The organism is Psychrobacter sanguinis, from assembly GCF_020736705.1.
GTDB classification, from domain to species: Bacteria; Pseudomonadota; Gammaproteobacteria; order Pseudomonadales; family Moraxellaceae; genus Psychrobacter; species Psychrobacter sanguinis.
Map to the genome: position 1 here is coordinate 166,999 of NZ_CP085990.1, position 24,446 is coordinate 191,444.

19 protein-coding genes are annotated in these 24,446 nt (G+C 41.2%); 6 read left to right on the forward strand and 13 right to left on the reverse strand.

The annotated features are described in order from the left end of the window. Positions 1-228 precede the first annotated feature (228 nt). From LK453_RS00770 to fghA, 7 genes are all read right to left on the reverse strand, one after another. The gene (locus LK453_RS00770; RefSeq protein ID WP_007394062.1) at positions 229-561 is read right to left on the reverse strand and encodes a hypothetical protein; all 333 of its coding nucleotides are present in this window, start codon (positions 559-561) and stop codon (positions 229-231) included. 211 nt (positions 562-772) lie between these two features. Further along, complete coding sequence (locus tag LK453_RS00775; protein WP_201529207.1) at positions 773-1,084, reverse strand: hypothetical protein; 312 nt, start codon at positions 1,082-1,084, stop codon at positions 773-775. Between the two features lie 95 nt (positions 1,085-1,179). Beyond that, the gene (locus tag LK453_RS00780) at positions 1,180-1,569 is read right to left on the reverse strand and encodes a hypothetical protein (RefSeq protein WP_227674362.1); all 390 of its coding nucleotides are present in this window, start codon (positions 1,567-1,569) and stop codon (positions 1,180-1,182) included. Positions 1,570-1,633: 64 nt separating this feature from the next. After that, a complete protein-coding gene (gene rpe / locus LK453_RS00785) occupies positions 1,634-2,329 on the reverse strand; it encodes a ribulose-phosphate 3-epimerase (protein WP_201537727.1) in 696 nt (231 codons plus the stop codon). A gap of 292 nt (positions 2,330-2,621) precedes the next feature. Next, positions 2,622-2,858 (reverse strand): TIGR03643 family protein, encoded by a 237-nt coding sequence (locus tag LK453_RS14365; protein WP_288776226.1) that lies wholly within the window; start codon positions 2,856-2,858, stop codon positions 2,622-2,624. Positions 2,859-3,352: 494 nt separating this feature from the next. Beyond that, positions 3,353-4,348 (reverse strand): TerC family protein, encoded by a 996-nt coding sequence (locus tag LK453_RS00795; protein ID WP_201537731.1) that lies wholly within the window; start codon positions 4,346-4,348, stop codon positions 3,353-3,355. Between the two features lie 497 nt (positions 4,349-4,845). Further along, positions 4,846-5,706, reverse strand: a complete 861-nt coding sequence (gene fghA / locus LK453_RS00800; protein WP_201537733.1) for an S-formylglutathione hydrolase — start codon at positions 5,704-5,706, stop codon at positions 4,846-4,848. Between the two features lie 424 nt (positions 5,707-6,130). On the opposite strand from fghA, the gene LK453_RS00805 reads away from it, so the two are divergent. Beyond that, entirely contained in the window at positions 6,131-7,768 is a 1,638-nt protein-coding gene (locus LK453_RS00805) for a purine-cytosine permease family protein (protein WP_227674361.1), read from the forward strand. Between the two features lie 168 nt (positions 7,769-7,936). Here the strand turns inward: LK453_RS00805 and LK453_RS00810 are convergent, their stop codons facing one another. From LK453_RS00810 to ispH, 6 genes are all read right to left on the reverse strand, one after another. Continuing rightward, complete coding sequence (locus LK453_RS00810; RefSeq protein ID WP_201537735.1) at positions 7,937-9,676, reverse strand: AMP-binding protein; 1,740 nt, start codon at positions 9,674-9,676, stop codon at positions 7,937-7,939. 353 nt (positions 9,677-10,029) lie between these two features. Then, a complete protein-coding gene (gene aqpZ, locus LK453_RS00815) occupies positions 10,030-10,767 on the reverse strand; it encodes an aquaporin Z (protein WP_201537737.1) in 738 nt (245 codons plus the stop codon). A gap of 511 nt (positions 10,768-11,278) precedes the next feature. Continuing rightward, a complete protein-coding gene (pncB, locus tag LK453_RS00820; protein ID WP_379652735.1) occupies positions 11,279-12,502 on the reverse strand; it encodes a nicotinate phosphoribosyltransferase in 1,224 nt (407 codons plus the stop codon). 366 nt (positions 12,503-12,868) lie between these two features. Next, positions 12,869-14,860, reverse strand: coding sequence for a molecular chaperone HtpG (htpG, locus tag LK453_RS00825; protein WP_201537739.1), 1,992 nt, complete (start codon positions 14,858-14,860; stop codon positions 12,869-12,871). A gap of 331 nt (positions 14,861-15,191) precedes the next feature. Then, positions 15,192-16,007: a thioesterase family protein gene (locus LK453_RS00830; RefSeq protein ID WP_201537741.1), complete on the reverse strand. Its 816-nt coding sequence runs from the start codon at positions 16,005-16,007 to the stop codon at positions 15,192-15,194. Between the two features lie 241 nt (positions 16,008-16,248). After that, the gene (gene ispH / locus LK453_RS00835; protein WP_201537743.1) at positions 16,249-17,205 is read right to left on the reverse strand and encodes a 4-hydroxy-3-methylbut-2-enyl diphosphate reductase; all 957 of its coding nucleotides are present in this window, start codon (positions 17,203-17,205) and stop codon (positions 16,249-16,251) included. A 259-nt stretch (positions 17,206-17,464) separates the two neighbouring features. Here ispH and gmk point away from each other — a divergent pair, with 259 nt between their 5' ends. From gmk to LK453_RS00860, 5 genes are all read left to right on the forward strand, one after another. Next, positions 17,465-18,079, forward strand: a complete 615-nt coding sequence (gene gmk / locus LK453_RS00840; protein WP_201537745.1) for a guanylate kinase — start codon at positions 17,465-17,467, stop codon at positions 18,077-18,079. Between the two features lie 172 nt (positions 18,080-18,251). After that, complete coding sequence (gene rpoZ, locus LK453_RS00845; protein ID WP_007394091.1) at positions 18,252-18,512, forward strand: DNA-directed RNA polymerase subunit omega; 261 nt, start codon at positions 18,252-18,254, stop codon at positions 18,510-18,512. A gap of 720 nt (positions 18,513-19,232) precedes the next feature. Further along, complete coding sequence (locus LK453_RS00850) at positions 19,233-21,422, forward strand: RelA/SpoT family protein (RefSeq protein WP_201537757.1); 2,190 nt, start codon at positions 19,233-19,235, stop codon at positions 21,420-21,422. Positions 21,423-21,564: 142 nt separating this feature from the next. Continuing rightward, entirely contained in the window at positions 21,565-21,960 is a 396-nt protein-coding gene (locus tag LK453_RS00855; protein ID WP_007394095.1) for a Rid family detoxifying hydrolase, read from the forward strand. Positions 21,961-22,096: 136 nt separating this feature from the next. Further along, entirely contained in the window at positions 22,097-24,433 is a 2,337-nt protein-coding gene (locus tag LK453_RS00860; RefSeq protein WP_201537747.1) for a primosomal protein N', read from the forward strand. Positions 24,434-24,446: the final 13 nt, after the last annotated feature.

Below are 24,446 nucleotides of genomic sequence, written 5' to 3' on the forward strand. Positions count from 1 at the left end.
TTTTGATTTATTAGCACAAAAAAAGCGGGTTATCTTAGGATAACCCGCTTTTTTATGTTTTTATTATAGTGCCTAAAACCAAACTAGTTTAATGTCATGCTATTCAAGAACTCTTTGGAATCGACTCTATTTAGTCTTTTGCCATTGCCAAACTTCAACCATGGTTAATGAGCCTTCAGTTTAACTAGCCCTTACTATAACTAGCCTTTGCTTTAACTATCTCTCAACTTAACTATAGTGCTCAGGCTCTTCGTCATAGACATTGGCATGCCACTGGCTTACTTGCTTCTGCATCATTTCTTGTACCGCAGCATGAATCATTTTATGGCCAATAATATGTGCCTCTCGGCCTAACATATCTTTAATCTTATCAGAGAAAGCAATAGTGACTAAAGGATTCTCAGCATCTGACGAATCACGTAGGACGATTTGACCCTTATCGTTTTCAACCAATTCCAATATAGTTTCTTGAGCGAAGCCACGACCTTTTCGGGTAGTTCTCTCCCCTGTGTCTGCATCAATCTCAACGTCAATGTTGTCTTTTTCAAAATCAAATACCATGCCCTATTCACCTCATATAGCATATGTGTATCTATTAACAATGGACGCTAATGACCCAAATTTCAAGGTCTATTTGTTGCAAACGGTGTTTAAACCTATTATTTACAGCTTATTTGGATAGTTTATTTGAATAAAAGACTGGGATGTTTAACCCTTTATCTTATAAATGCCTGATAAGAAAGCTCTATAGATCAAAGGGCTAACAAGTGCGTTAACGCCAATACCTTAATTTAGCCATTTGAAATAAGAATGACACAAACATTCCTAGATAATAAGCATTTTTAAGTTCAAAGGTAGGGTCGCGGTATTTGAAAGGGAGGGCCACTACGGCGGTAGCGGTCGGAAAAATAACCAACATCAACAGCCAATTCTCAAACACTGCCAACCAGCCTTGCCAACCTTCTGCATGACGCAGACCCGAAAGTCCCATTAACAGACAGCCAATAATTAACGCTTTAATCAGCCCCTTGGGTATACTTTCGGGATAAGGATAATAAAATGAATTGCGATCAAAAATCGACAAGTGAGTTCCTTTTTATATTGTTATACCATTTATATTGCTATGCTATAAGAGATTAACTTAACCACAATATATTACCTAACGCCGATATATCGCAGTTAGCTATAAGTACCCATCAACCAAAGCATGGTCACGCAGGAAATAAGCCAGCCTAAGGTAAAGGCATTACGTCTTTGAATATGCATACCCTTTACCTTATTCATAATCAAGGCACCAATCCAAAAAGCAAGCGGAACGCCTATCACAAAGGCCGGCACCAGCACCACAGCATGACGCAAAATAGCACTGATAGAGTCACCGGTTATATAACGAAAGACATAACCTGACAAGCTAAGCACCAAAGAAAAGATAGCCAAACCAACCGTAAATGCTTTAGGCACTAAGCTTGGCTTCGCAGTCAACGAATCTTGGGTAACATTACTCGTATTCAGCTCAGAGTTCAGCCCGCCATTTATAGGCTTATCATTTCTAGACTTATCGTTTGTCATAGCGCCTCTTTAATCGATCAAATTTCAGTTCAGGTATGAGGTTTCTGTTAACCCCAAGGCAGTATTAGGCTTGGGCAGTACCTACAAGGCTTAATTCATGACGCATAGCATCAATGGCTTGTTTATAGTCAGGCTGATTAAAAATCGCTGACCCAGCAACGAACATGTCTGCCCCAGCTTCTGCAATGGCTCTGATATTACTGGCTTTCACCCCACCATCCACTTCTAGACGAATTTCTCGGCCACTGGCATCAATACGTTGACGTACCTGTTTAATTTTATCTAAGGTACCTTCAATAAATGACTGACCACCAAAGCCTGGGTTGACGCTCATGAGTAGGATTTGATCGACCTTATCCATAACATAATCAAGATAGTGTAACGGTGTAGCAGGATTTAATACCAAGCCACATTTAGCACCACCGTCTTTAATCATCTGTAATGAGCGGTCGATATGGTTGGTCGCTTCTGGGTGAAAAGTAATAATACTAGCGCCTGCTTCCAAGAACTGCTCAATCATGCTGTCTACTGGTGACACCATCAAATGCACATCAATGGGGGCATCGATACCGTAATCACGTAGGGCATTACATATCATACTACCAAAGGTGAGATTGGGCACATAGTGATTGTCCATAACATCAAAATGCACGACATCAGCGCCAGATTTTAGGACATTCTCAACCTCTTCTCCCAAACGTGCAAAGTCAGCTGAAAGAATAGAGGGGGCAATAAGATAGGGCTTTTCAGGACAAATCATAATAGGCTACCGAGGATTGTAGAAACTCATACTTACAAGCGATATTGGATTATTGCTGCTTAAAATAACGCAATACTTTGTCAAAATTCAGAGTGAATAGAACGACGATTCAACCCAATTTCATCTGGTAGTGCCTTATTTTATACCAAAAATAATCTGGCTTTAGCTTATGAATATAGCTTCTAATAATTATTTGAAAGACAGTACAGCAAGTACATAATATTAGGACAATTAATACATGAATACGTTAGGCTGCAAACCTGTTTAATGAGTATCTGTATTCTATCAAACTTTAACGAGGTTTATACTGGGTTTTACAGTAAGCACGTCCAACTTCAAAAGGTCGTTTGCTTTGATGCTTAGTAACTCTCCCCGATACTCGTTTACGCCACATTCTAAAAGAAGACGGCTTTAATTGACTTCGCATCAGTTTAATAACCTCAGGTTCACTAAGGCCATACGTGCGCTCAATGGCTGAAAATGGTGTTCTGTCCTCCCATGCCATCTCAATAATACGTGAGATTTGTATATCATCAAGAACAGTGACATCAGGGACACAACTGTCTGTGCTTATAGATGGCTCATGCGTCAAATCAGCCTTCTGGCTCAGTAATCTGTCCATATCCGCTTGCATAGTGGGTAATGTGTCTTTTGTTGACAATAGTTTCTCCTAAATGCTTTTTAATTTATGTATCGTTTAAAAGTATGTTAATGCCGAAATAAACTCATATTAAAGCTTAAAAACTAAAGCCTAAAACTCAAGGCTTAAAACTTGGGGTTTAAGCCTTTCATTAGATTTAGACATATCAATGGAGCTAAGTAACAGCGCCATAAGCCTTAATTTACTGTCAAAATTACTAAATAACGACGGCTCCTAAACAGTCATTCAATCATGTATCGAAAGTAGACAACTAAGGTTTTCCAAGTCATTAGGTTTACTCAAGAAGATAAGCCTTCATATAAAGGTTTATCTTCTCATAATTAAAAAACATTAACGTTATCTAAACCTTAGTAATTACTAAGCTATTTGGCTAAGTTAGGATATTTTATTGATAAAAATGCAGTCACGGTTAAAACCAACACAATAAAGCCAAGAGAAATCGCCATAGGCACATGAAATACATCAAGTAATAGCATTTTAGTACCGATGAATATCAAAATCACGCTCAAAGCATACGGTAATAAGTGGAACTTATCCGCCAATCCTGATAATAAAAAGAACATGGCGCGCAATCCCAAAATCGCTAACAAGTTTGCCGTTAGTACAATAAACGGGTCGGTCGTCACTGCAAAGATTGCAGGAATTGAATCCACCGCAAAAATCACATCAGATAACTCTACTAAAACCAACACCACCGCAAACGGGGTAAAATATTTAATCCCGTTTTTGATCAGTACAAATCGTTCTTGACCAGATGCGTCATGGGTTTCGTCCGTCAAACGTAAATATTTTTGTAAAAATCGATATATCTCCGATTGTTTAGGATCTTCTTGTACATTATGATTTTGCCACATTTTAAACCCAGTATAGAGCAAGAAAGCACCGAATAAGTATAAAATCCAACTAAATTCACTGACGAGCCAAGCACCCGCAAAAATCATTACCGTACGCATAATAATGGCACCAATTACGCCATATAATAAAATTTTACGTTGCATAGCAGGTGAGACGGCAAAAGCTGCAAAAATCATTAACCACACAAATACGTTATCAATTGCTAATGATTTTTCCAATAAATAACCTGTAACAAACTCAGTAACTTTCTGATTCGCTAGACTAATACCGAAGTTTTGTTGTAAATACCACCAAAGTCCTGCGGCAAATAGTGCCGATACACCAACCCAGATAGCGCTCCAAATGCCTGCTTGACGCATGGACACACTTTCACCATTCAAAGGTGTTTTGAAAGTAAAAAAATCGACTAATAATAAGATGGCTACGATGGAGAAAAAAATTGCATATAGTGTTGGACTACCAATACTCAATGCTTCCGTCGTAGGTAAACTAGCAAGTGACATAATCGCTCCTAAAAGATATCATCAAAATTTGATAATCTTGTGATGAGCGACAAGTGAAGGTGATTTAAAACGCAAAAAACCTTGACCCATGCCAATCACAAATGATTAACAACAGGTCAAGGTCTGGCTAACTATTTTAATAATAGTTGACTTACCGATAAGTAACGTTATTGATTTAACGATGCCTTATGGAATGACGATAAGCCACAAACTTAATAATAAAGTGAGAAGTTACTCCCCTTGAGTAGCACCGATTATATTTTAAGATATGCTACTAGTCAAGATACTTAATAATGTTATTTAGCACATTATATTCCATTAAAACTCACACCTATTTATGGCAGACGAGCAGTCTAAATTAGCATTTTTAAGATTTTAAAGGTGGTGCTATCGCTAGCCCCACCCTCATTCTAAACTAATAAAGAAAAGCTGTTAGTTAAAAGAAAAACTTTTAATTAAAAATAGACAAAGCAAAAGCTAAGTCGACAGTCGTATAGCTATCCATGAGTTAATGCGGCGTTATAATGGTGCTCAATATGATCTTCAATCACCGTTTGAATAAAATAGTAACTGTGATCATAGCCAGCGTGATAACGCAAAGTTAATGGTTGCTCTGCTTTTTGACAAGCTTGCTGTAAGGCTTCAGGGCGTAAATAACCGTCAATATAAAAATCATCTGCTGCGCCTTGATCAACTAATATTAGTGGATACTGCTTGCCTGCCTGCTCTACCACCGTCACAGCATCAAACTGTGACCAAGCCTGCTGTTGATCATTGTCTTGACCAAAGTACTCCCCAAATGCCGCTTTACCCCAATCCGACTCACTGGCCACACAAACAGGTGCAATCGCTGAAACACTGATAAATTTACTGGGGTATTTAAAGCCAAACATAATGGCCCCATGCCCGCCCATTGAATGACCGGTTATGCCCACACTACTTATGGCAAACTGACTGCGAATCAAGTCGTAAAACTCTTCAGCAATATAACTGTGCATTTTGAAGTTCTCTGCCCAAGGTTGCTCAGTAGCGTCCACATAATAGCTGGCACCTTGACCCACAAAATAGCGATCATCATTCGCCACGTTTTCACCTTTAGGTGAAGTATCAGGGGCGACAAATATCATACCCAGTTCACTACATTTTTGTTGGAAGTGTGCTTTATGAGTGACGTTGTCTGGGCTGCAGGTTAATCCTGAGAGATACAATATCGCTGGGCACGTCTTACCAACAAGGGCTTCGTCTGGTAAATAAATACTAAAGATCATCTCTGTATTGGTCACAGAGGATTGATGCGAGTAATAACGCTGCTCACCATTGAAACAGCGATTTTTAGTTTGTAATGTTAACGCTGACATATGACACATCCTTTTTTAAATAAGATGACTTATAAATAGTACAGGTTTATAAAACACCCTTTAAACCTGACGATTTAACTTGGCTTGGGCCAAAATGAGAATGAAATTCTTATCTATCGATTTATATAGCGATTCTAACATAGCACTCTACTTTTGAAAGTAAGCCCTCGTAAAGTACAGGTTTCCTTGACTGTATCGACTCTATGGCGATATATCTTCCACTATGACGCATCTGTGCCTTAATTAGGTGCAAATAATAGCGGCTGTCTTATTTTTAACGTGGTACATAACTTGCACCTTTTCCAATAAGTTAACTCGTTAACCCTTTGTTTTTATTCTTAAACCTAGCCAATCTTAAAGCCAACATATTCGTTAGTTTCTCTAGGTTTAAGTTATCATTCAATCGAGCCATAAGGTGTGTACTATGAACCCTAAAGATACCGCTCCAATTATTAATGACGTGCCCTTAAATCCAGGCGAGCCTGCGAATTCGGCCGTTAACGAAACCTTAGAAGATTATACTTTACGCTATGCTCCACATAGCTTTCGTAAATGGACGCCAGGTGTGGTGGCCATTACCGCACTTGGCGGTATCGCTTATTTGGCTGACTTTTCCATTGGAGCCAGTATTGGCTTGGCTTATGGTACAACCAATGCAGTTGTGGCCATTTTGTTGGCCGCAGTGGTTATCTTTTTAACCGGTATTCCGGTCTCTTACTATGCGGCTCGCTATAATATTGACTTGGACTTGATCTCGCGGGGCTCAGGTTTTGGCTATTATGGAACGGTAATCACCAGTATCATTTTCGCCAGTTTTACCTTTATTTTCTTCGCATTAGAAGGCGCTATTATGGCGCAAGGTCTCAAAATGGGGCTCGGGGTACCGTTATGGTTAGGCTATCTTCTATCTAGTGTCATGGTAATCCCTCTGGTTGTCTTTGGTATGAAGGCACTTAGTAAATTACAAGTCTGGACTACCCCACTATGGTTATTTCTAATGGTTGGCCCCGTAGCCTACTTAGTGTTCCAAAACCCAAGTATGGTCAATGACTGGGCCGCATTCTCCGGTAATGGCGACTATACAGGTCTCGATATGTCTGCGGTTATGCTAGGTGCAGGCGTCTGTTTGGCACTGATTATGCAAATCGGTGAGCAGATTGACTATCTACGTTTCATGCCTGCTAAGACGGAAGAAAACAAAGTTTCTTGGTGGATTGCCATGCTGTCGGCAGGACCAGGTTGGGTCGTGTTAGGAGCTATCAAACAAATTACAGGTGCTTTCTTGGCCTTCTATTTAATGGCCAATATGCTACCTGACAATGTCATTACTGAGCCGGTACAGCAGTTCACATCAGTATTCCAAAATATTATTCCCGGCGGATTTGCCATTGCTTTGGCTGTTATCTTAGTGGTTATTTCACAAATTAAAATCAACGTTACTAATGCTTACTCTGGGTCATTGTCTTGGACCAGTGCCTATGCTCGAGTAACCAAACACTATCCAGGTCGCATTATCTTCGTTATTTTCAACGTGTCTATCGCCTTGTTATTAATGGAAATGGATATGTTCTCAGCTCTAGGTAAAATCCTAGGCTTCTATTCTAACTTCGCGATTGCTTGGATTGTGGTGGTCTCAACTGATATTGCCATTAATAAGTATGTACTTGGACTGTCTCCGAAAGAGCCTGAATTCCGCCGCGGTATGTTATATGATTTTAACCCAGTTGGTTTGGTAGCATTTGGTGTAGCAGCAGGCCTATCTATCTTGGCATTCTTTGGGGTTCTAGGCGATTTTCTAGCGCCATACTCTCCTATTATTGCTTTGGTAGTCGGCTTTGTACTGACCCCTTTAATGGCGATTATTACCAAGGGTAAATACTATCTAAAACAGAATAATGATGGTATCGAAGAATCACGTTTCGATAGGGAAGGAACACCAGTGGCTACTTTGTATCACTGTGTAGAATGTGAACAGCAATATGAGCGTCCTGATGTATTGTACTCACCTCAACACAATGGCGTTGTTTGCTCACTTTGCAAGACGTTGGAAAAAGCGTCTTAAGAGTAAGTAATAATCGTCATACTTTATACATTGTCTGACGCTGTTAAAAAGCTGAATGACAGTTTTGTATTTAAGCCAAAAGCCCAGTCTGAAAATTCAGGCTGGGCTTTATATTAGCTAAGAGGATACAAATACACTGCGTATTAAAGATTAATCATAAAATTAGACCTATGCTACTATGCCTAATTCTTCTTTCATAGCCTCAATAATTTTGAATTTTTGAATTTTCCCAGTTACCGTCATTGGGTACTGCTCAACAAAACGAATATAAGTAGGAATCTTAAAGTGAGCAATTTGGTTATAACAAAAATCACGTATTTCTTGTTCAGTGATGGTTTCTCCTGCTCTAGGAATAATCCAAGCGGCTAGAACCTCACCATACTGCTTATCTGGTACCCCTACTATTTGTACGTCAGAGATTTTGGGATGACGATATAAGAAGTTTTCGACTTCAATGGGATAAATATTTTCCCCACCGCGAATAATCATATCTTTGCTACGCCCTACAATTGAGATATAGCCTTGCTCATCCATGCTGCCTAAATCACCGGTGTGCATCCAGCCATCAACGACTGCCTCGTCGGTTTTAATCTTGTCATTCCAGTAGCCTTGCATTACTGCATAGCCTTTGGTCAGTACTTCCCCCACTTCACCAATAGGCAGCGTTTCGCCCGTCTCTGTGTCAACAATTTTCACTTCTAAATGCGGCTGAACCACACCCACTGTCGAAATACGTTTTTTAAATTCAGTCGTTGGCAATGTTTGGGTAGACTTCGGACTGGTTTCAGTCATGCCATAAGCGATGCTCAGCTCTTTCATATGCATGTCATTGATGACGCGCTGCATCAATTCACTTGGACAGCTTGCACCACCCGATAAGCCCCCTCGCAAACTACTCAAATCAAACGTTGAAAACTCTGGGTGGTTTAACATTGCCAAGAACATGCTTGGCACCCCATGTAATAAAGTACAACGCTCTTCACTGACTGCCTGTAATACAGTTAGCGGCTCAAAGCTGCTACTAGGATAGACCACTGTACCCCCTATGGATAACATGGTTAGATTCCCCAATACCATCGCAAAACAATGATATAGAGGCAGTGGTAAGCACAATTTATCCTTGGAGGATAAGCACAGTGATTCTGCTAAGTGATAGGCGTTATTCAATAAGTTTCGATGAGTTAAGGTTGCCCCTTTTGGGGTACCTGTGGTGCCACTGGTAAATTGGATATTGATCGCATCATTGGCATTTAGCTGTTTTTGTCGCTCTGCCAATCTAGGGTCGTTGGCATCCCCTTCTGCTAACCAGTCAGAGAAATTCTGCATATAGCCGAAGGTTTCCCAAGTGTCTGGTTGATCAATCAGAATCAAACGTTTTAAATTGGGTAAGGTAGTTAGCTCCAAATAGCGATAGTCTTGATGGCAAATTTCTGGAGCCATTTCTTGTACCATTTGTACATAGTCACTGCTCTTAAAGTGACGCATATAGACCAATACTTTGCAGTCCACTTTATTCAATGCATACTGTAGCTCTGAAATACGATAAGCAGGGTTAATATTGACTAAAATAACGCCCGCTTTGGCTGTTGCCAATTGCATCAGTAGCCACTGTGCGTTGTTGTGCGACCAGATACCGACACGATCGCCTTTTTGTAGACCCATATTAATCATGCTGCTGGCCAATTGATTGGCTTGTTGCTGCAGTTGTTTATAAGTCATACGAATGTTTTGATGACGCGATACTAAGGCTTCTTTATCGGGATACTGAGCCACTACTTTGTCAAAATAATCGCCAATAGTGTCTTCGATTAACGGGCTGTCCGTAGGACCGATATCATGGCTCATTTTTAGAGGGGCATTTCGGGAGGATGCTTGAGGATAACGTTGCTCTAATAAGTCTCTTAACATTGAAACTCTCCTTGTCAAATGTTGAGGGGTAGCTATCAACTTCCTGTGATAGCTGTAAGGATACCTAAATATATAAGCATAAATATTTCTAAAATGAAACTATTTTTATCGTTTTACTCATATATTTATATCATTGAAAATCTTCATTTAATTAGCATCGCCTATTCTGTATTACCTAGTTAACGCGGTCTATCTAGCATTGCTATTAACATCGACTATTGCTATCGAAGCCAACTATCGATTTAACCTATATTCTAAATTTCTAGCATAAAAAAGGAGACTATATTTCTATAGGGTCTCCTTTTTTATGAGTAAAACTCAACTAGGGAAGGCTTAGGGTGATAAACGATGGATTACTCACCAATAATATCTGGACCTTCATGGCCTAACCAAGCATAAATTCCGCCGCCAATGACAGCACCAATGATAGGCGCGACCCAGAATAACCATAACTGAGAGATACTTTCTCCGCCAACAAATAAAGCGACTGCGGTTGAACGTGCAGGGTTAACAGAGGTGTTGGTAATTGGAATGCTAATTAGATGGATTAATGTTAGACCAAGACCGATGGCGATTGGGGCAAAACCAACAGGGGCTTGATGATGGGTAGAGCCCATTATAATAATCAAGAAAACAGCGGTTAGCACAATCTCTGCAATCAACGCAGACATCATACTGTATCCACCTGGTGAAAACTCACCGAACCCATTGGTCGCAAAAGCGCCGGCACTACTGGCATCTATTGCAAAACCAGACTGTCCTGAAGCGATAAGATAGATGATGAATGCCCCAAATATCCCGCCCAATACTTGAGCAACAATATAACCTGGTAGCTCAGCTGCTGGGAAACGCTTACCGACCATCAAACCAATACTGACTGCTGGGTTGAAGTGTCCGCCTGAGATATGTCCAAAAGCATATGCACCGGTTAATACGGTCAAACCAAAGGCTAAGGCCACACCCACAAATCCAATACCTAATGGATTTCCATCCCCACCAAAGTTAGCGGCAAAAGTTGCGCTGCCACAACCGCCTAGTACCAACCACATTGTGCCTAAAAATTCGGCGGCAAGCTTTTTCGATTTTGTCATAGTGCTTTCCTGTAAAGTAAGACCTGTTTTGTCTTCTATTATTTTTATGTCCTACTGGTATACAGCTATTTAGAAAGCACTGGATATTAAATACGGATTTACATCCAACCCTTAAAATATAAGATAACTGAAGCAGAGCAATGATAAATTTTTTAATCCATATTTAAAATAATCTAATAAAAATTAAAAATCAATTGTACAGTTATTCTTACTCATTAATAAGTATTATTATATTTAACTTACAATTTTAGATATCACTCTCGTCAGACTCAAATTTCTAAATATGGTTTGAAAGACACCGCAGTTTAAAATACTAATGACTCTAAAAGATTAACAACTGTAAGAGGGTGCATTTAAAAGAATAAGCTTAAAACGATAAGCTTAAAGGAAAGTCACAGGGTTAACGCTTGAGGTTATTGATACTACCAACACCCATAAAATAAAATCCCCATAAACCAACGCAGTCTATGAGGATTTTATTTCGTCAGGGTTTCAGACCCTACAAAAACGGCTATTTGTCTTTAAGATTGTTCTCGTCTTCAATATCAAACACCTGACGTAAGTAAGCCAAATAGGTGTCATTGTGAATCATAGTCTTGCCTGGACTGTCTGACAGCTTAGCGACAGGCTGACCATTACACTCGACCAGCTTCAATACAATATTCAACTGTGTCAGTCCCATATCATTGGTCAAATTGGTGCCTATCCCAAAACTGGTCTTAATACGCTGCTTAAAGTACTGATGCAGCTCCCAAGCTTTTTCAATATCTAGGCCATCACTAAAAGTAAGTAGCTTGGTTGTGGGATCAATTTTAAGCTTTTTATAATGCTCAATGGCTTTATCGCCCCATTCATAAGGATCACCACTGTCATGACGTAAGCCGTCAAATAATTTAGCGAAATACAAGTCAAAATCACGTAAGAAGGCGTCCATTCCCACTACATCGGTCAAAGCAATACCCAAATCACCTCTATATTCATGTACCCATGCTTCTAATGCTGCCTTTTGTGAATCGCGTAAACGCACATCGAGTGCCTGAAAAGCCTGCATAAACTCGTGTGCCATAGTGCCAATGGGGGTTAGCTTATATTTCTTGGCCAGATAGACGTTAGAGGTGCCACGCACGATGCTAGGCGCTGCTTTGTGTAAGGTCTCCAACACATGGTCATGCCAAGCTTTGCTAAAACGGCGACGGGTACCGAAGTCAGCCACTATAAAGGGGGGCTCTCCTCGTTCTGCTTTTAGCGCATACTCTTGTAAGGTAGCCACTTTCTGCTGTAGACGATACTCCCCTTCCTCTAATACTGCCGGCGTGGTCAACTGCTGATAATACAATTCATTGACGATGGCTAGGACAAACACTTCAAAAAACATCGCCTGAATCATAGGGCCTTCAATGTCTATGTTAAGACGATTTTTTTGATCGACACTGACTATAATATGGCGACGCTTTAGCTTAAATAACTCTAAGTAATCGACAAAGTCTGATCGAATAAAGCGTAGACTACTTAAGTAGTCCAGTTCATCTTGAGTAAAGCTCAACTCACACAAATAATCCAGCTGCTGTTCTAAAGCTTCTTTAATATCTGCTAGGGGATAAGCGGTATCCTGATAGTTACGACAGCGAAAACGATAGACACCATGAGTCTGGGGAAACTGATGCAACATGGCTTGTAACATGGTGAATTTATACAAGTCGTTGTCTAATAAAGAGGTAATAATTGGTTGGGTCATAAGCTTGCTCAAAGGTTATCAAATCAATTTATTATTTATTAATGTCGATATTATGACTGTTTAAGCAAATTAAAGCTATTTTGACTTTATTATTTTAGCTTGGGACTTTTAGTCTTTTATTTTGACTCTACTATTAGAGGTTATCATTATCCAAACGAAAGAACACAACTGGCTTAATATGGTCACTTTATGACAAATAGTTTATCCATAGTCAAAGAATTTTAAAGTCGTCGTAAGGCAAACCACCGCCGATAGCTATATACCGACCATAGATATTTAGCTGCTTAACATATAGACCAAAAAAAGGACCCACGTATTGGGTCCTTTTTTATAATAATCGAACGAACAAATTAAGCTATTGAATACTTATTTTAATAAAAGCTCATTAACACGTTTCAAATAAGCCGCCGGATCATCTAATTGTCCACCATCTGCGAGTAACGCTTGGTCAAAGATAACTTGTGCAAGGTCGTCAAACTGCTCGCTAGTTTCTAACTTCTGAATCAGCGGATGGTTTGGGTTTACCTCAAGCGTTGGTTTAATGTCTGGCACTTCTTGACCCATTTGCTTCAGCATTTGCACCATTTGCGGTGTTAATTCACCATCTCCAACCACCAAACAGGCCGGACTATCAACCAAACGTGTTGACACTTGAACGTCTTTTGCACGGTCGCCCAATGCTGTTTTTAGCTTATCTACTACTGGTTTTAGGTTCTCTTCCGCTTTTTTAGCCTCTTCCTTTTCAGCTTCGTCTTGCAAGTCGCCTAAGTCCACTGCCCCTTTGGCAATGTTCTGTAGTGGCGTACCGTCGAACTGAGTTAGGAAGTTCATTGCCCACTCATCGACACGACTGGTCATCAAAATAACCTCGATGCCTTTTTTCTTAAATAACTCAAGCTGAGGGCTGTTCTTCGCAGCGGCTAAGTTTTCAGCGGTTAGATAATAAATTGCTTTTTGGCCTTCTTTCATGCGTTCTTTATAGTCAGCAAAGCCAGTTTCTAAACCATCATTTGTGCTGGTCGCATAACGTAGCAATTTAGCAATACGCTCTTGGTTAGACATGTCCTCGCCAAGACCTTCTTTAATGACATCACCAAACTCAGCATAAAACTGCTTAAATTTATCTTGTTTGTCGCTGTCTTCGCTGTTGGCTAAACTAGCCAGCAATGTTAATACGCGGCGAGCGTTACCATCACGGATGGCTTTCACATCACGTGATTCTTGAAGAATTTCACGGCTAACGTTCAGTGGTAAGTCTGCTGAGTCAATCACACCCTTAACAAAACGCAGGTACATGGGCAGAAGCTGCTCAGCGTCATCCATAATAAACACACGTTTTACATAAAGCTTAAGACCGTTTTGTTGCTCACGGGCATACAGATCAAACGGCGCTTTTTTCGGAATGTACAGAAGCTGAGTATATTGCACACGACCTTCTACACGGTTGTGAGTCCAAGCTAATGGCTCTTCAAAGTCATAGCTGATGTTTTTGTAAAACTCAGTATATTCTTCATCTTCAATCTCAGAGCTCGAACGCGTCCATAAGGCACTGGCTTTGTTGATGGTTTCCCATTCATCGGTAAGCACCATCTCACCGCTAGGACTAACGGCTGCGCCATACTCATCAACTTCGCCTTCGACGTCTTCGCTCACATCTTCTTGCCAAACTTCTTTACGCATTTGAATCGGTAAGCTAATGTGATCTGAGTACTTATTCACCAGACGTTTTAGTTTATTACGGTCAAGATAATTGTCTTCACCTTCGGTAAACTCTTCTTTCAAATGTAGGGTAATAGAGGTACCACGGCTTTGCTTAGTAATGGTTTCAGTCGTAAACTTACCTGTACCATCTGATACCCAGCGCACCCCTTGTTCAGCAGGCTCACCCGCTTTACGTGATTCTACAGTGATCGTGTCTGATACGATAAATCCTGAGTAAAAGCCCACACCAAATTGGCCAATCAACTGGCCATCTTGTTTTTGTGATTCAGACAGCTGCTCTAAGAAGGCTTTGGTTCCTGATTTAGCAATGGTACCTAGGTTTTCGATAGTATCAGCTTCATTCATACCGATACCGTTATCGATAAAGGTAATAGTTTTGGCGTCTTCATCAATATCAATACGGACTTTTAATTCGCCATCATCTTCATACAAACTATCATCACTGGTGGCTTCAAAACGTAGCTTATCACACGCATCTGAAGCGTTTGATACCAACTCACGCACAAAAATATCAGAATTTGAATACAGTGAGTGAGTCACTAGATTTAGTAACTGGGCAACTTCTGCCTCAAAAACGTGCTGAGTGGCGTTTTGACTGTCAGGTTGTTGGTTATCAGTTTGTTGAGTATCGCTCATAATATCCTCTTAGTTTGTCCATAATTATTTTTATGCCTATTGGCTATCTCGCCCGTTATCATATGACTCTATTAAAGCTATGATCTGGCGTTTGGGTTACCTTACTAATAGGGGCAGGCCCTGTGTTTTTCAAGCTGAGGCGTCATGATTTTTGTCGATTATAAAAGAGCGGACTGAGACATATCAAAAAGCCGGTCAGATTTGGCCGGCTTTTATAACCTCTTGGTAGAGGTGATTTATTTTTTATGAGGGTTATCTGTCACTTTTATTGATAGATAGATAGATAATTAATTAATAGATATTAGTGAACGATACGATCGAATACTGTCGCCTATTTTTGTAGCGCCCGAATGGTTAATATCTGCTCACTGCGCCCAAATGGTCCCTGTAAATCATGCAAAACAGCACTGGTTAAGCCAATACCATCTTCACCGTATTGCTGTACCGCCTCAATACCTAGCCACTTACCTTGTGGCAATCGGTGCATATGAATTTGAAGATCAGTATTCGGAAACGCCCACTGCATATCGGCCAATTGCAGCCCATTTCTAGGCACTACGCCATTCGCCGTATCCACCAGTCCCATAAAACGCACTAAGTCTGAGGTTACCTCCCCTTCTACCATATCAACCTCTGTGGTCAACCAAACAAGGCCCTTACCGGGACGACGATTGGGATCAGCGACCGCTTTAATACTTTCTATAAATCCTCCTGGCCAACCTTTCATCTCCTCCCATAATGGCAATTGATTGGGGTCAGAGCTCATCACTGAATCTTCTAATCCAGCAATCTCAGTAGTATCTTGGGTAACCAAACGCCAAGCCCGAGCGATAATACAATCACGCCCACCACTACTCATGACGGACTCAATGAGCTCAATGGTTCTACCAGGGCGAATACAACGGGTGGTGATGCTAAATTCAGCCAAAGGTATTAGACCTAAGATATCTAGGCCCAAACGTGCCAAACGTAAATTGGGCTGGGGACAATATTGCAATAACTCATGTGCCAAAAGGCCGGTGGCTGGTGCCATATGTTGCTCATGATCATTCCATGCCCCTTGTGCATGCACATTCGGTTGATAAAACGCAATGACGCTTCCATCTGCCTGAGTGTCACGTTTGATAAATTGGTAATACGAAGCCATAAGTCATCCTTAACATGGTAGGCAACTGCCTTTGCGGCAGTCTTTCCTATTGTTTCTACGGTTTTTGTTTCTATAATCTAAATTTTATCATTTAAGTTCTACAGGTTACGCCTTAGCAGTTTTGCTTAAATATGTTACCTTTTTAGATTTTTAACAGTTTAAAAAATAAGTAATGGTTTAAAAGCCAAAAAACTGTGACTTAAATAAGTCACAGTTTTAAATATATCCTAATTTTTCGCTATTACAAGCCTACTTGCTGCACCGGTATACGCAGCTCTTTGGGCAAGCTAAAGGTCACATTTTCTTCAATGCCTTTTAGCTCGTCAGGAATGTCCCCGCCCCACTGTTGCAATTGCTGTAGCACTTCTTGAATCAAAATCTCCGGTGCTGAAGCGCCCGCAGTAACGCCTACTGCTTCAACGCCATCAAACCATTCTTTCTTCATTTCGCTTGCATTATCAATTAGATAAGCTCGGCAATCCATACGTTCTGCTAGCTCACGCAGACGATTTGAGTTTGAAGAATTGGGAGAGCCGACGACCAATACCACTTCACAGCGACTGGCCAAATCTTTTACCGCGTCTTGACGGTTTTGAGTGGCATAGCAGATGTCATCTTTACGAGGTCCTTGAATATTAGGGAACTTTTTACGCAGCGCATCAATCACTACTGCGGTGTCATCCATCGATAAGGTAGTCTGAGTAACAAATGCCAAACGATCCGGATTGCTAACTTCAAGCTTTTCGACGTCAGCCTCATTTTCAACCAGATAAATCTCACCACCATACTGAGCACTAAAACGCCCCATTGTGCCTTCAACTTCAGGATGACCATGGTGACCAATTAAGATTGCATCCATATTGTCACGTGCAAATTTAGCCACTTCAATATGAACTTTAGTTACTAGAGGACAAGTGGCATCAAAGACTGTCAGATCTCGACGCTGCGCTTCATCTTCCACAGCTTTAGAAACGCCATGCGCTGAGAAAATAACGATAGAACCATCGGGCACTTCATGCAGCTCTTCCACAAATACTGCGCCACGATTGGCTAAGTCAGAAACCACGAATTTGTTGTGTACTACTTCATGACGCACATAAATAGGCGGCTCAAAACGCGTTAATGCCTCATTAACGATAGCAATAGCACGATCAACCCCTGCACAAAAACCACGTGGATTCGCAAGATAAATTTGCATAACAGACCTTCACAATAGATAATCGAATAAATAAAGTATGCCAAATCTAATTAAGTTTGTAAGTCTCTTAACCCTATTGGTCAAACTATTTTGTGACTACTTTAACATATCCAGTAAAATAGGAGTCACACTGGCTGCTATTTATGCGTAATAAACATCTATTTTTCATAATCCTTTTTACTATAATCGCTATTTAAACCCCTATTTAACTCGTTATTTAACTTATTATTTAAGTCCCCAACTCAAAGAGATTTCTTTTATGAAAGGTTCACTTTTTATTGTCACTGCTGCTTCAGGTACCGGCAAAACCTCATTGGTTAAACAGCTTATCGCCACAACGAACGATCTGGCAGTAAGCGTCTCACATACCACACGCGAACCTCGCCCTGGTGAGATTGATGGTCAGCACTATCACTTTACTGATACCGCTAAGTTTGTCGAGGGTATTCAAGCAGGTGAATACCTTGAACATGCCAAAGTTTTTGACAACTACTATGGAACTTCTCGGCAGAGTGTTAACCAACAGCTAGACTCTGGCATGGACGTTATTTTAGAAATTGATTGGCAGGGTGCTTTGCAGGTCAAAGAGCTTTATGAGGATGTGACAATGATATTTATCCTACCGCCTAGCAAAGCCACTCTACGTCAACGTTTATCATCACGCGGTCAAGATTCTCAAGAAGTTATCGAAAAACGCTTGGCCGGTGCCGTCACTGAAATGCAGCAGTACGTGCACTTTGATTATGTGATTATTAATGATCAGTTTGAGGCCGCTTTGTCTGAACTTAAATCTATTATTGTCGCTAAACGTCAAACTCTCGCCCGTCAACAAGCGCGTTATGCAGACACTATTAATGACTTAATCAGCGAGTAGCACTGTCTATTCACTGCTTATAATGTGATTACACTGTAATCGTTTTGGCTAATTAAATGATTTGATTGGGGTTAACTTAAATAAAGCTACCCACTTAGCTCCTTAAATTTGCTATAATGATTGATTAACTATCGAATTTTTATATATCACCTAGTGATAACAAGAGGACTTTATGGCACGTGTAACCGTAGAAGATTGCTTACATGCAGTAGACAACCGCTTTGAGCTGGTATTGGTTGCCAGCAAGCGCGCCCATCAACTGGCCAAAGGCATCGCTGAGCCTCTAGTGGAAGTCAATAACGATAAGCCGACTGTATTGGCATTACGCGAAATTGCTGCTGGCTTAGTGACTAAAGATATTTTAGATCAGCCCGATCATCACTATGCTACAAATCCATTAGATATGGCATTAAGTGGCGGTCAAGGCTTCTAATTTTAGATCTTTTAAATAAGTAGGGTTTGATTTTTTATTATAATCCCCTATCTCATTTAAGCCGGTTGAATAAAAACCACGATAGGCATTTAGCAAATCGTGGTTTTTTATATTCTATCTATTTCAATAGTCAGACTTGGTCAATAATGAGGCCTGTTTTTATAGTCATCATTTACTTATTTATAGGTTGTTAATAGCCATGTTTTTTTGACTTTAATAGGCCTTGGATAATGTAGGCTATGTTACTGTAAGCTCGGCTATCTAGTAGAAAAGCTTAGCTTTATTTTAAGGATTCATCGCTTAATAGTTGACAGCAAGCTATTTTTAAGATTAATTAAGGGGTTAACTGTTTTTTTATTATTGTTATCCCCATACTATTTTTATCGGCTGGAATTTATTGCGCCATATAAAGTGCGATTTCCCATAGAATAGACTGATAGATAGCTACGGTTTTTCACTCTCTATTGATGCATATTATTGTCTGTTGCCTAGCTAAAGGATGATCAAATTATGTTACCCCCTAAAACTCAAAACGCCCCTAATCCTGGCTCGAGCACCTCTGACTCCGAACCTGATATGCTTAATTCGCTAAGTACTGATATTGATGGCAATGTGATTAATAATATTGCCAATGCAGATAATGTTTTGGATCCCATATTAAGCCCAGATATTTCTCTGCTAGACTTGTATGATGATGAGCATTTAAATCAGACGGCTTATATGCAAAACCTGCCTAAGTTAAGCCATCATTTGGTAGATGAAGCACAGCGCAATTTAATGCGCGCTGTGTCATACCTTAATGACGCTGAGAAAAAGGAGGTCTTAGAGGCCTGTGCATATGGCGATCAAGCCCATATTAAAGACAAAAGAAAATCCGGTGAACCTTATATCACCCATCCTATCGCTGTTGCCGAGATTTTAGCCGGCTTTAGATTAGACCGTGACACCATTATTGCCGCAATTTTGCACGATACAGTAGAGGATACTGAGGTCACTTCAGAAGAGATTATCAAACGTTTTGGGGTAACAGTAGAACGCTTAGTAGATGGGGTCACCAAACTAAAATCCTCCAATCACAATAAGAGACAAAATAAAGCCGCGACTTTTCATAAGATTATGTCGGCCACTTTAGATGATCCTAGAGTGTTAATTATCAAATTAGCTGACCGTTTGCACAATATGTCTACTCTAGACTCAGTGCGTCCGGAAAAGCAAAAGTCGACCGCTTCTGAAACTTTAGAATTTTATGTGCCTTTTGCCCGACTAATGGGCATGAATGACATCGCTGACTACATGGAAATCTTGTGTTATCGCAACCTTGATCCGGTGATGTATACCAAAATGTCGGACAAGCTTCTACAGCATGGCCTAGGTAGAAAATATCAAAAAGAGAATATTCAGCAGTATCTTAACTATGTGATGGATAAACATCATATCTCGGGACATGTTCGTGCCTTAGAGAACACCGTCATTATGTACCGTCAGTTTTTCCGTAACCGTGGTGAGATTGATGACTTATTGCGTCATTATGCTTTTGAAATTGTGACCAACACCATTGAAGAATGTGATTCATTGGCCGGTTACCTGATCAAAAAATACCGAATTTCAGAAAAATTTGTTGAAGATAATATTCGTCACCCTCTACCCGGTGGTAATCAGTCGCTGACTTTGACCTATAGACGCGATAACGACATCATTCAAGTGACGCTGCTTACTCGCAAGATGGAAGCGGTATCTCGTTTAGGGGTGATTGGTGCAGATCAGGCGTCTGAGCTTAGCCGATCTGTGATTAAAGCCTCATTACGCAATATGAAAGAGCTCATTGATTATGATAATGAAAGTGGCCATAAAGAAGGCGACCCCGACTATGATGACATGGTTAGCACTATTGATGAGCTTATCTCTTATTTAAATAGTCGAAAAATCTTGTGTTATAGCCCCAAAGGTCGAGCTTACGAGTTGCCACGAGGCGCAACCGCTTTGGACTTTGCCTATGCGGTGGGTCCTAAAGTAGGTAATGTGGCAGTGGGTGCCAATATTAATGGTAAAAAAGCCAAGCTTGGCTCTATTCTTAAAGCAGGTGATACGGTAGAAATTGAGGTAGATTCAGATGCTAAACCTAAGGCGGAGTGGTTAGGTATTGTGGTGACCAGTAAAGCCCAACGCTCACTGAAACGCTGGTTTAGTAGCTTACCTATTGAGGAGCAACAACAGCATGGGAAGCAAGCGTTAGATCGGGCGTTAAAAACGTACGGAAAATCACTTGAGGATTTGACTGAAGCGGACTGGCAAGATCTATTAAAATGGCAAAATATCGATAACAAAGAAGCGTTGTACGAAAGTATGTGCGCCGGCGCTCTGTTACCACAGTTGGTGGTCTCTCGCTTATTCAGCGATGATGTGACCAAAACGCATGAGCAAGCGCGTAAAAAAGGCTTTGACCGTCCCAACCAATTATTGTCTAATGCTAACGGGGTTGAGGTACATTTTGCCGGCTGTTGTCGCCCGATATTCGGTGATCCCATTATTGGTCATTTGACCATGCATGGCTTGGTGTTACACCGTCATCGCTGTTACTCTATCGTCGACAAATATGCTGACAAGCCTTATGAGTTGGTTCAACTTAATTGGTATAGTGAAGAGCAGATAGAAAAAAGTATTGAACATCCAAGCGAACGTCCTCACTTTACCGCTTATTTGAAAATAAACTTGGCACTAAATGATGAGCAAGTGTCCCATGTTCTCTATACGTTACGTCAATTGAATATTGGTATTGAAAAAATGGATGTGCGTTCTGACTCAACGATTATCCATGTGATTGTGCGCAGTCGTAGTCATGTTTTAGAGGGTATCGAGGCTTTACGTCCCCATGTGGGCTTTGGTAGTATTCGCCGTCTATATCGCTTATAACTGATAGTCTAGCCTCAATAGGAATAAGGTTTTAATACATAGCACGCTTGATCGCTACCATTAATACCTACTGGTGATGGCTGCTTTTTCAACGATATAAATTTGTAATTTAAATTGTTAATTAATAAAAAAGGAACTCATTATGGCACGTCAAACTATTCATACCGATAAAGCGCCTGCAGCCGTTGGTGCCTACTCACAAGCGGTTAAAATCCCATCAGCAGGTGGCAGCTTAGTATATATCTCAGGCCAATTAGGTTTTGATCCTGAAACTATGGAACTTCGTGAAGGCTTTGACGCTCAAGCTGCTCAAGTGATGGACAACATTGAAGCCATCTGTGAAGCAGCCGGTGGTAAACTAAGCGATGTGGTTAAATTCAATGTGTCACTGACTGACTTGAATGATTTTGCGGCTTTAAACGCTGTTTTTGCTGAGCGTTTGGCGGAACCATATCCTGCCCGTGCTGCAGTACAAGTTGCTGCTCTTCCTAAAGGCGGCATTGTTGAGATTGAATCTATTTTATTTATCGAAGATTAATTGTCCTCTCATTTTATTATCTCAACGCTGAAATCTTGACGTTAAAAACAACGTCTGCTTTATGCTATTAAATACTTAGGTTATAAACTGACTTCGAGCCAGTTTATAACCTTTCATTTAAGGAGGTCACCATCTGATGCTTATTCGTGTCGCCCTACCGGTGCCTCTTTATCGTGAATTTGATTACCTCCCCAGCTCTAATAATACCAATAGCGCCAACACCCTTACAGATTCTGCCAGTAATGTGGCTGCCCTGCCTCCTATTGGAGGTAGAGTACAAGTTTCTTTTGGCCGTCAAACCTTAATTGGGATTGTGGTCGATCATATCGATAGCAATCAAAGCGATGTCCCATTAAACAAACTTAAAGCCATAAAGCAAGTCATTGATACTGCTCCTATATTAGACCTACAAATGCTTTCTTTGGCACGTTGGTTGGCCAGTTACTATCACTATCCTTTGGGAGATGTACTCTCGGTGATGCTGCCTACCCTTATTCGTCAGGGTAAACCCCTAGATATGTTGGTTACGCATTGGCGTATCTTACCCAATGTCAGCGAAGATGACTTCCACAGTAATGCGCATAAGCAAAAGCAACAGTTCGCCATGCTAAAACTGCATGGTGAGCACGGTGCCAGTGAAGATACCTTACTGTTAGAGGGTATGGAACGTCCATTCTTAAAGCGCTTGGAGGAAAATGGCTTAATTGAGCGTTTCTTAGAAGAGCAAGCCGCGCCGCGTCCGGTCACACTCGCCAAGATGCCGTTGACCCTTAATGAGCAACAACAACAAGCCGTAGATAAGATAGGAGCGACCGCCAAACAAGCGAAGTACGGCGGGTTTTTGCTGAACGGGGTAACTGGCAGTGGGAAAACTGAAGTATATCTGCAAACCATGCAAGCTATTTTGGAAGCTGGCAAGCAGGTGTTGGTCTTAGTGCCTGAGATTGGCTTAACCCCACAAACAAGAGCCCGTTTCGCCGCTCGTTTCGCCGCCAATATACTGCTGTTACATTCTGGATTAAATGTGACTCAGCGACTACATGGCTGGGAGGACTGCCGTCAAGGTCGTGCTCAGATTATTATTGGTACTCGCTCCTCTATCTTGCATCCCTTTGCGGATTTGGGCCTTATTGTGGTGGATGAGTCTCATGATCAATCTTATAAGCAGCAAGACACACTGCGCTATCATGCGGCTGATGTGGCCTTATATCGAGGCTATCAACTGGGTATTCCCGTGGTACTCGGCACCGCTACCCCATCACTTGAGCATCTCAAGCTGGTGCAAGATGGCAAATTGACCGAATTGCTACTAACGCAGCGAGCCGGTAATGCCAAAGAGGCCACTATGCAGTTGGTCGATGCTCGCGATACCCCGACTAAGTATAGCGACTCGCCAGCGGCTCCTACTCAGCAAGCATCTTTATTGCCCAATCTCAAAGGCTCACAAAACACCGGACTCACTGACGATACTATTGTGGCCATCCGCGAGACGCTAGAAGCGGGCGAACAAGTATTGGTGTTCTTGAATCGCCGAGGATATGCCCCTATATTACTGTGTGAAGCATGTGGCTGGCAGGCAGATTGCGTCCGCTGTGAAGCACATATGACCGTACATCACAGTCAGCTCAACACACAACAGCCAAGCTATTTAAAGTGTCACCATTGTGACTGGCAAGCCTCTATTCCTCTAGCCTGTCCAGATTGTGCAAGCGTCAATCTAAATGCTGTGGGCATGGGCACCACTCGGTTAACCGAAAGCTTGCATGCTCTTTTTTCCAACCCACAAACCAGCAAAAAAACCTACCCTATTATTCAGATTGACCGCGACACCACACGAAAAAAGGACAGCTGGGAGGACATCTACCGCCGTATTAATAGCGGCAACCCTGCTATCTTAGTTGGGACTCAAATGGTTGCCAAAGGTCATCACTTCCCTAATGTCACATTGGTGTGTTTGCCCAATGCCGATCGAGGATTTTTGTCTCCAGACTTCCGCTCTCCTGAACACACAGCTCAATTAATTGTCCAAGTAGCAGGACGCTCAGGTCGCGGCAGTAAACCAGGTAAGGTATTAATACAGACGGTACAGCCAGAGAATCCATTACTGCGAAAATTGGTACGTGATGGTTATCAGCCTTTTGCATTAGAGTTGTTGAAAGAACGTAAAATGCTAGGCTTGCCGCCCTATACTTACGGTGCCCTTATCCGCTGCGAGGCTAAGACATTACGACAGGCCACTCAGGTATTAAAAGATGCCATTGCCATTATGCCACCGCATGAACTGGCTATTTTAGGGCCGATTGATGCACCGATGAAAATGAAGAACAGTCGCTATCACAGTCAGCTTTTATTGTTATCAAAACAGCGACCACAGTTACATCAACTGCTAAATTTTTGGTGGCCACAAGTGTTACAGTTACCCTCAGCCAAATACTTAAAGTTAACTTTGGATGTAGATCCTATCGGCTGGTAGATTGTCTAATTTT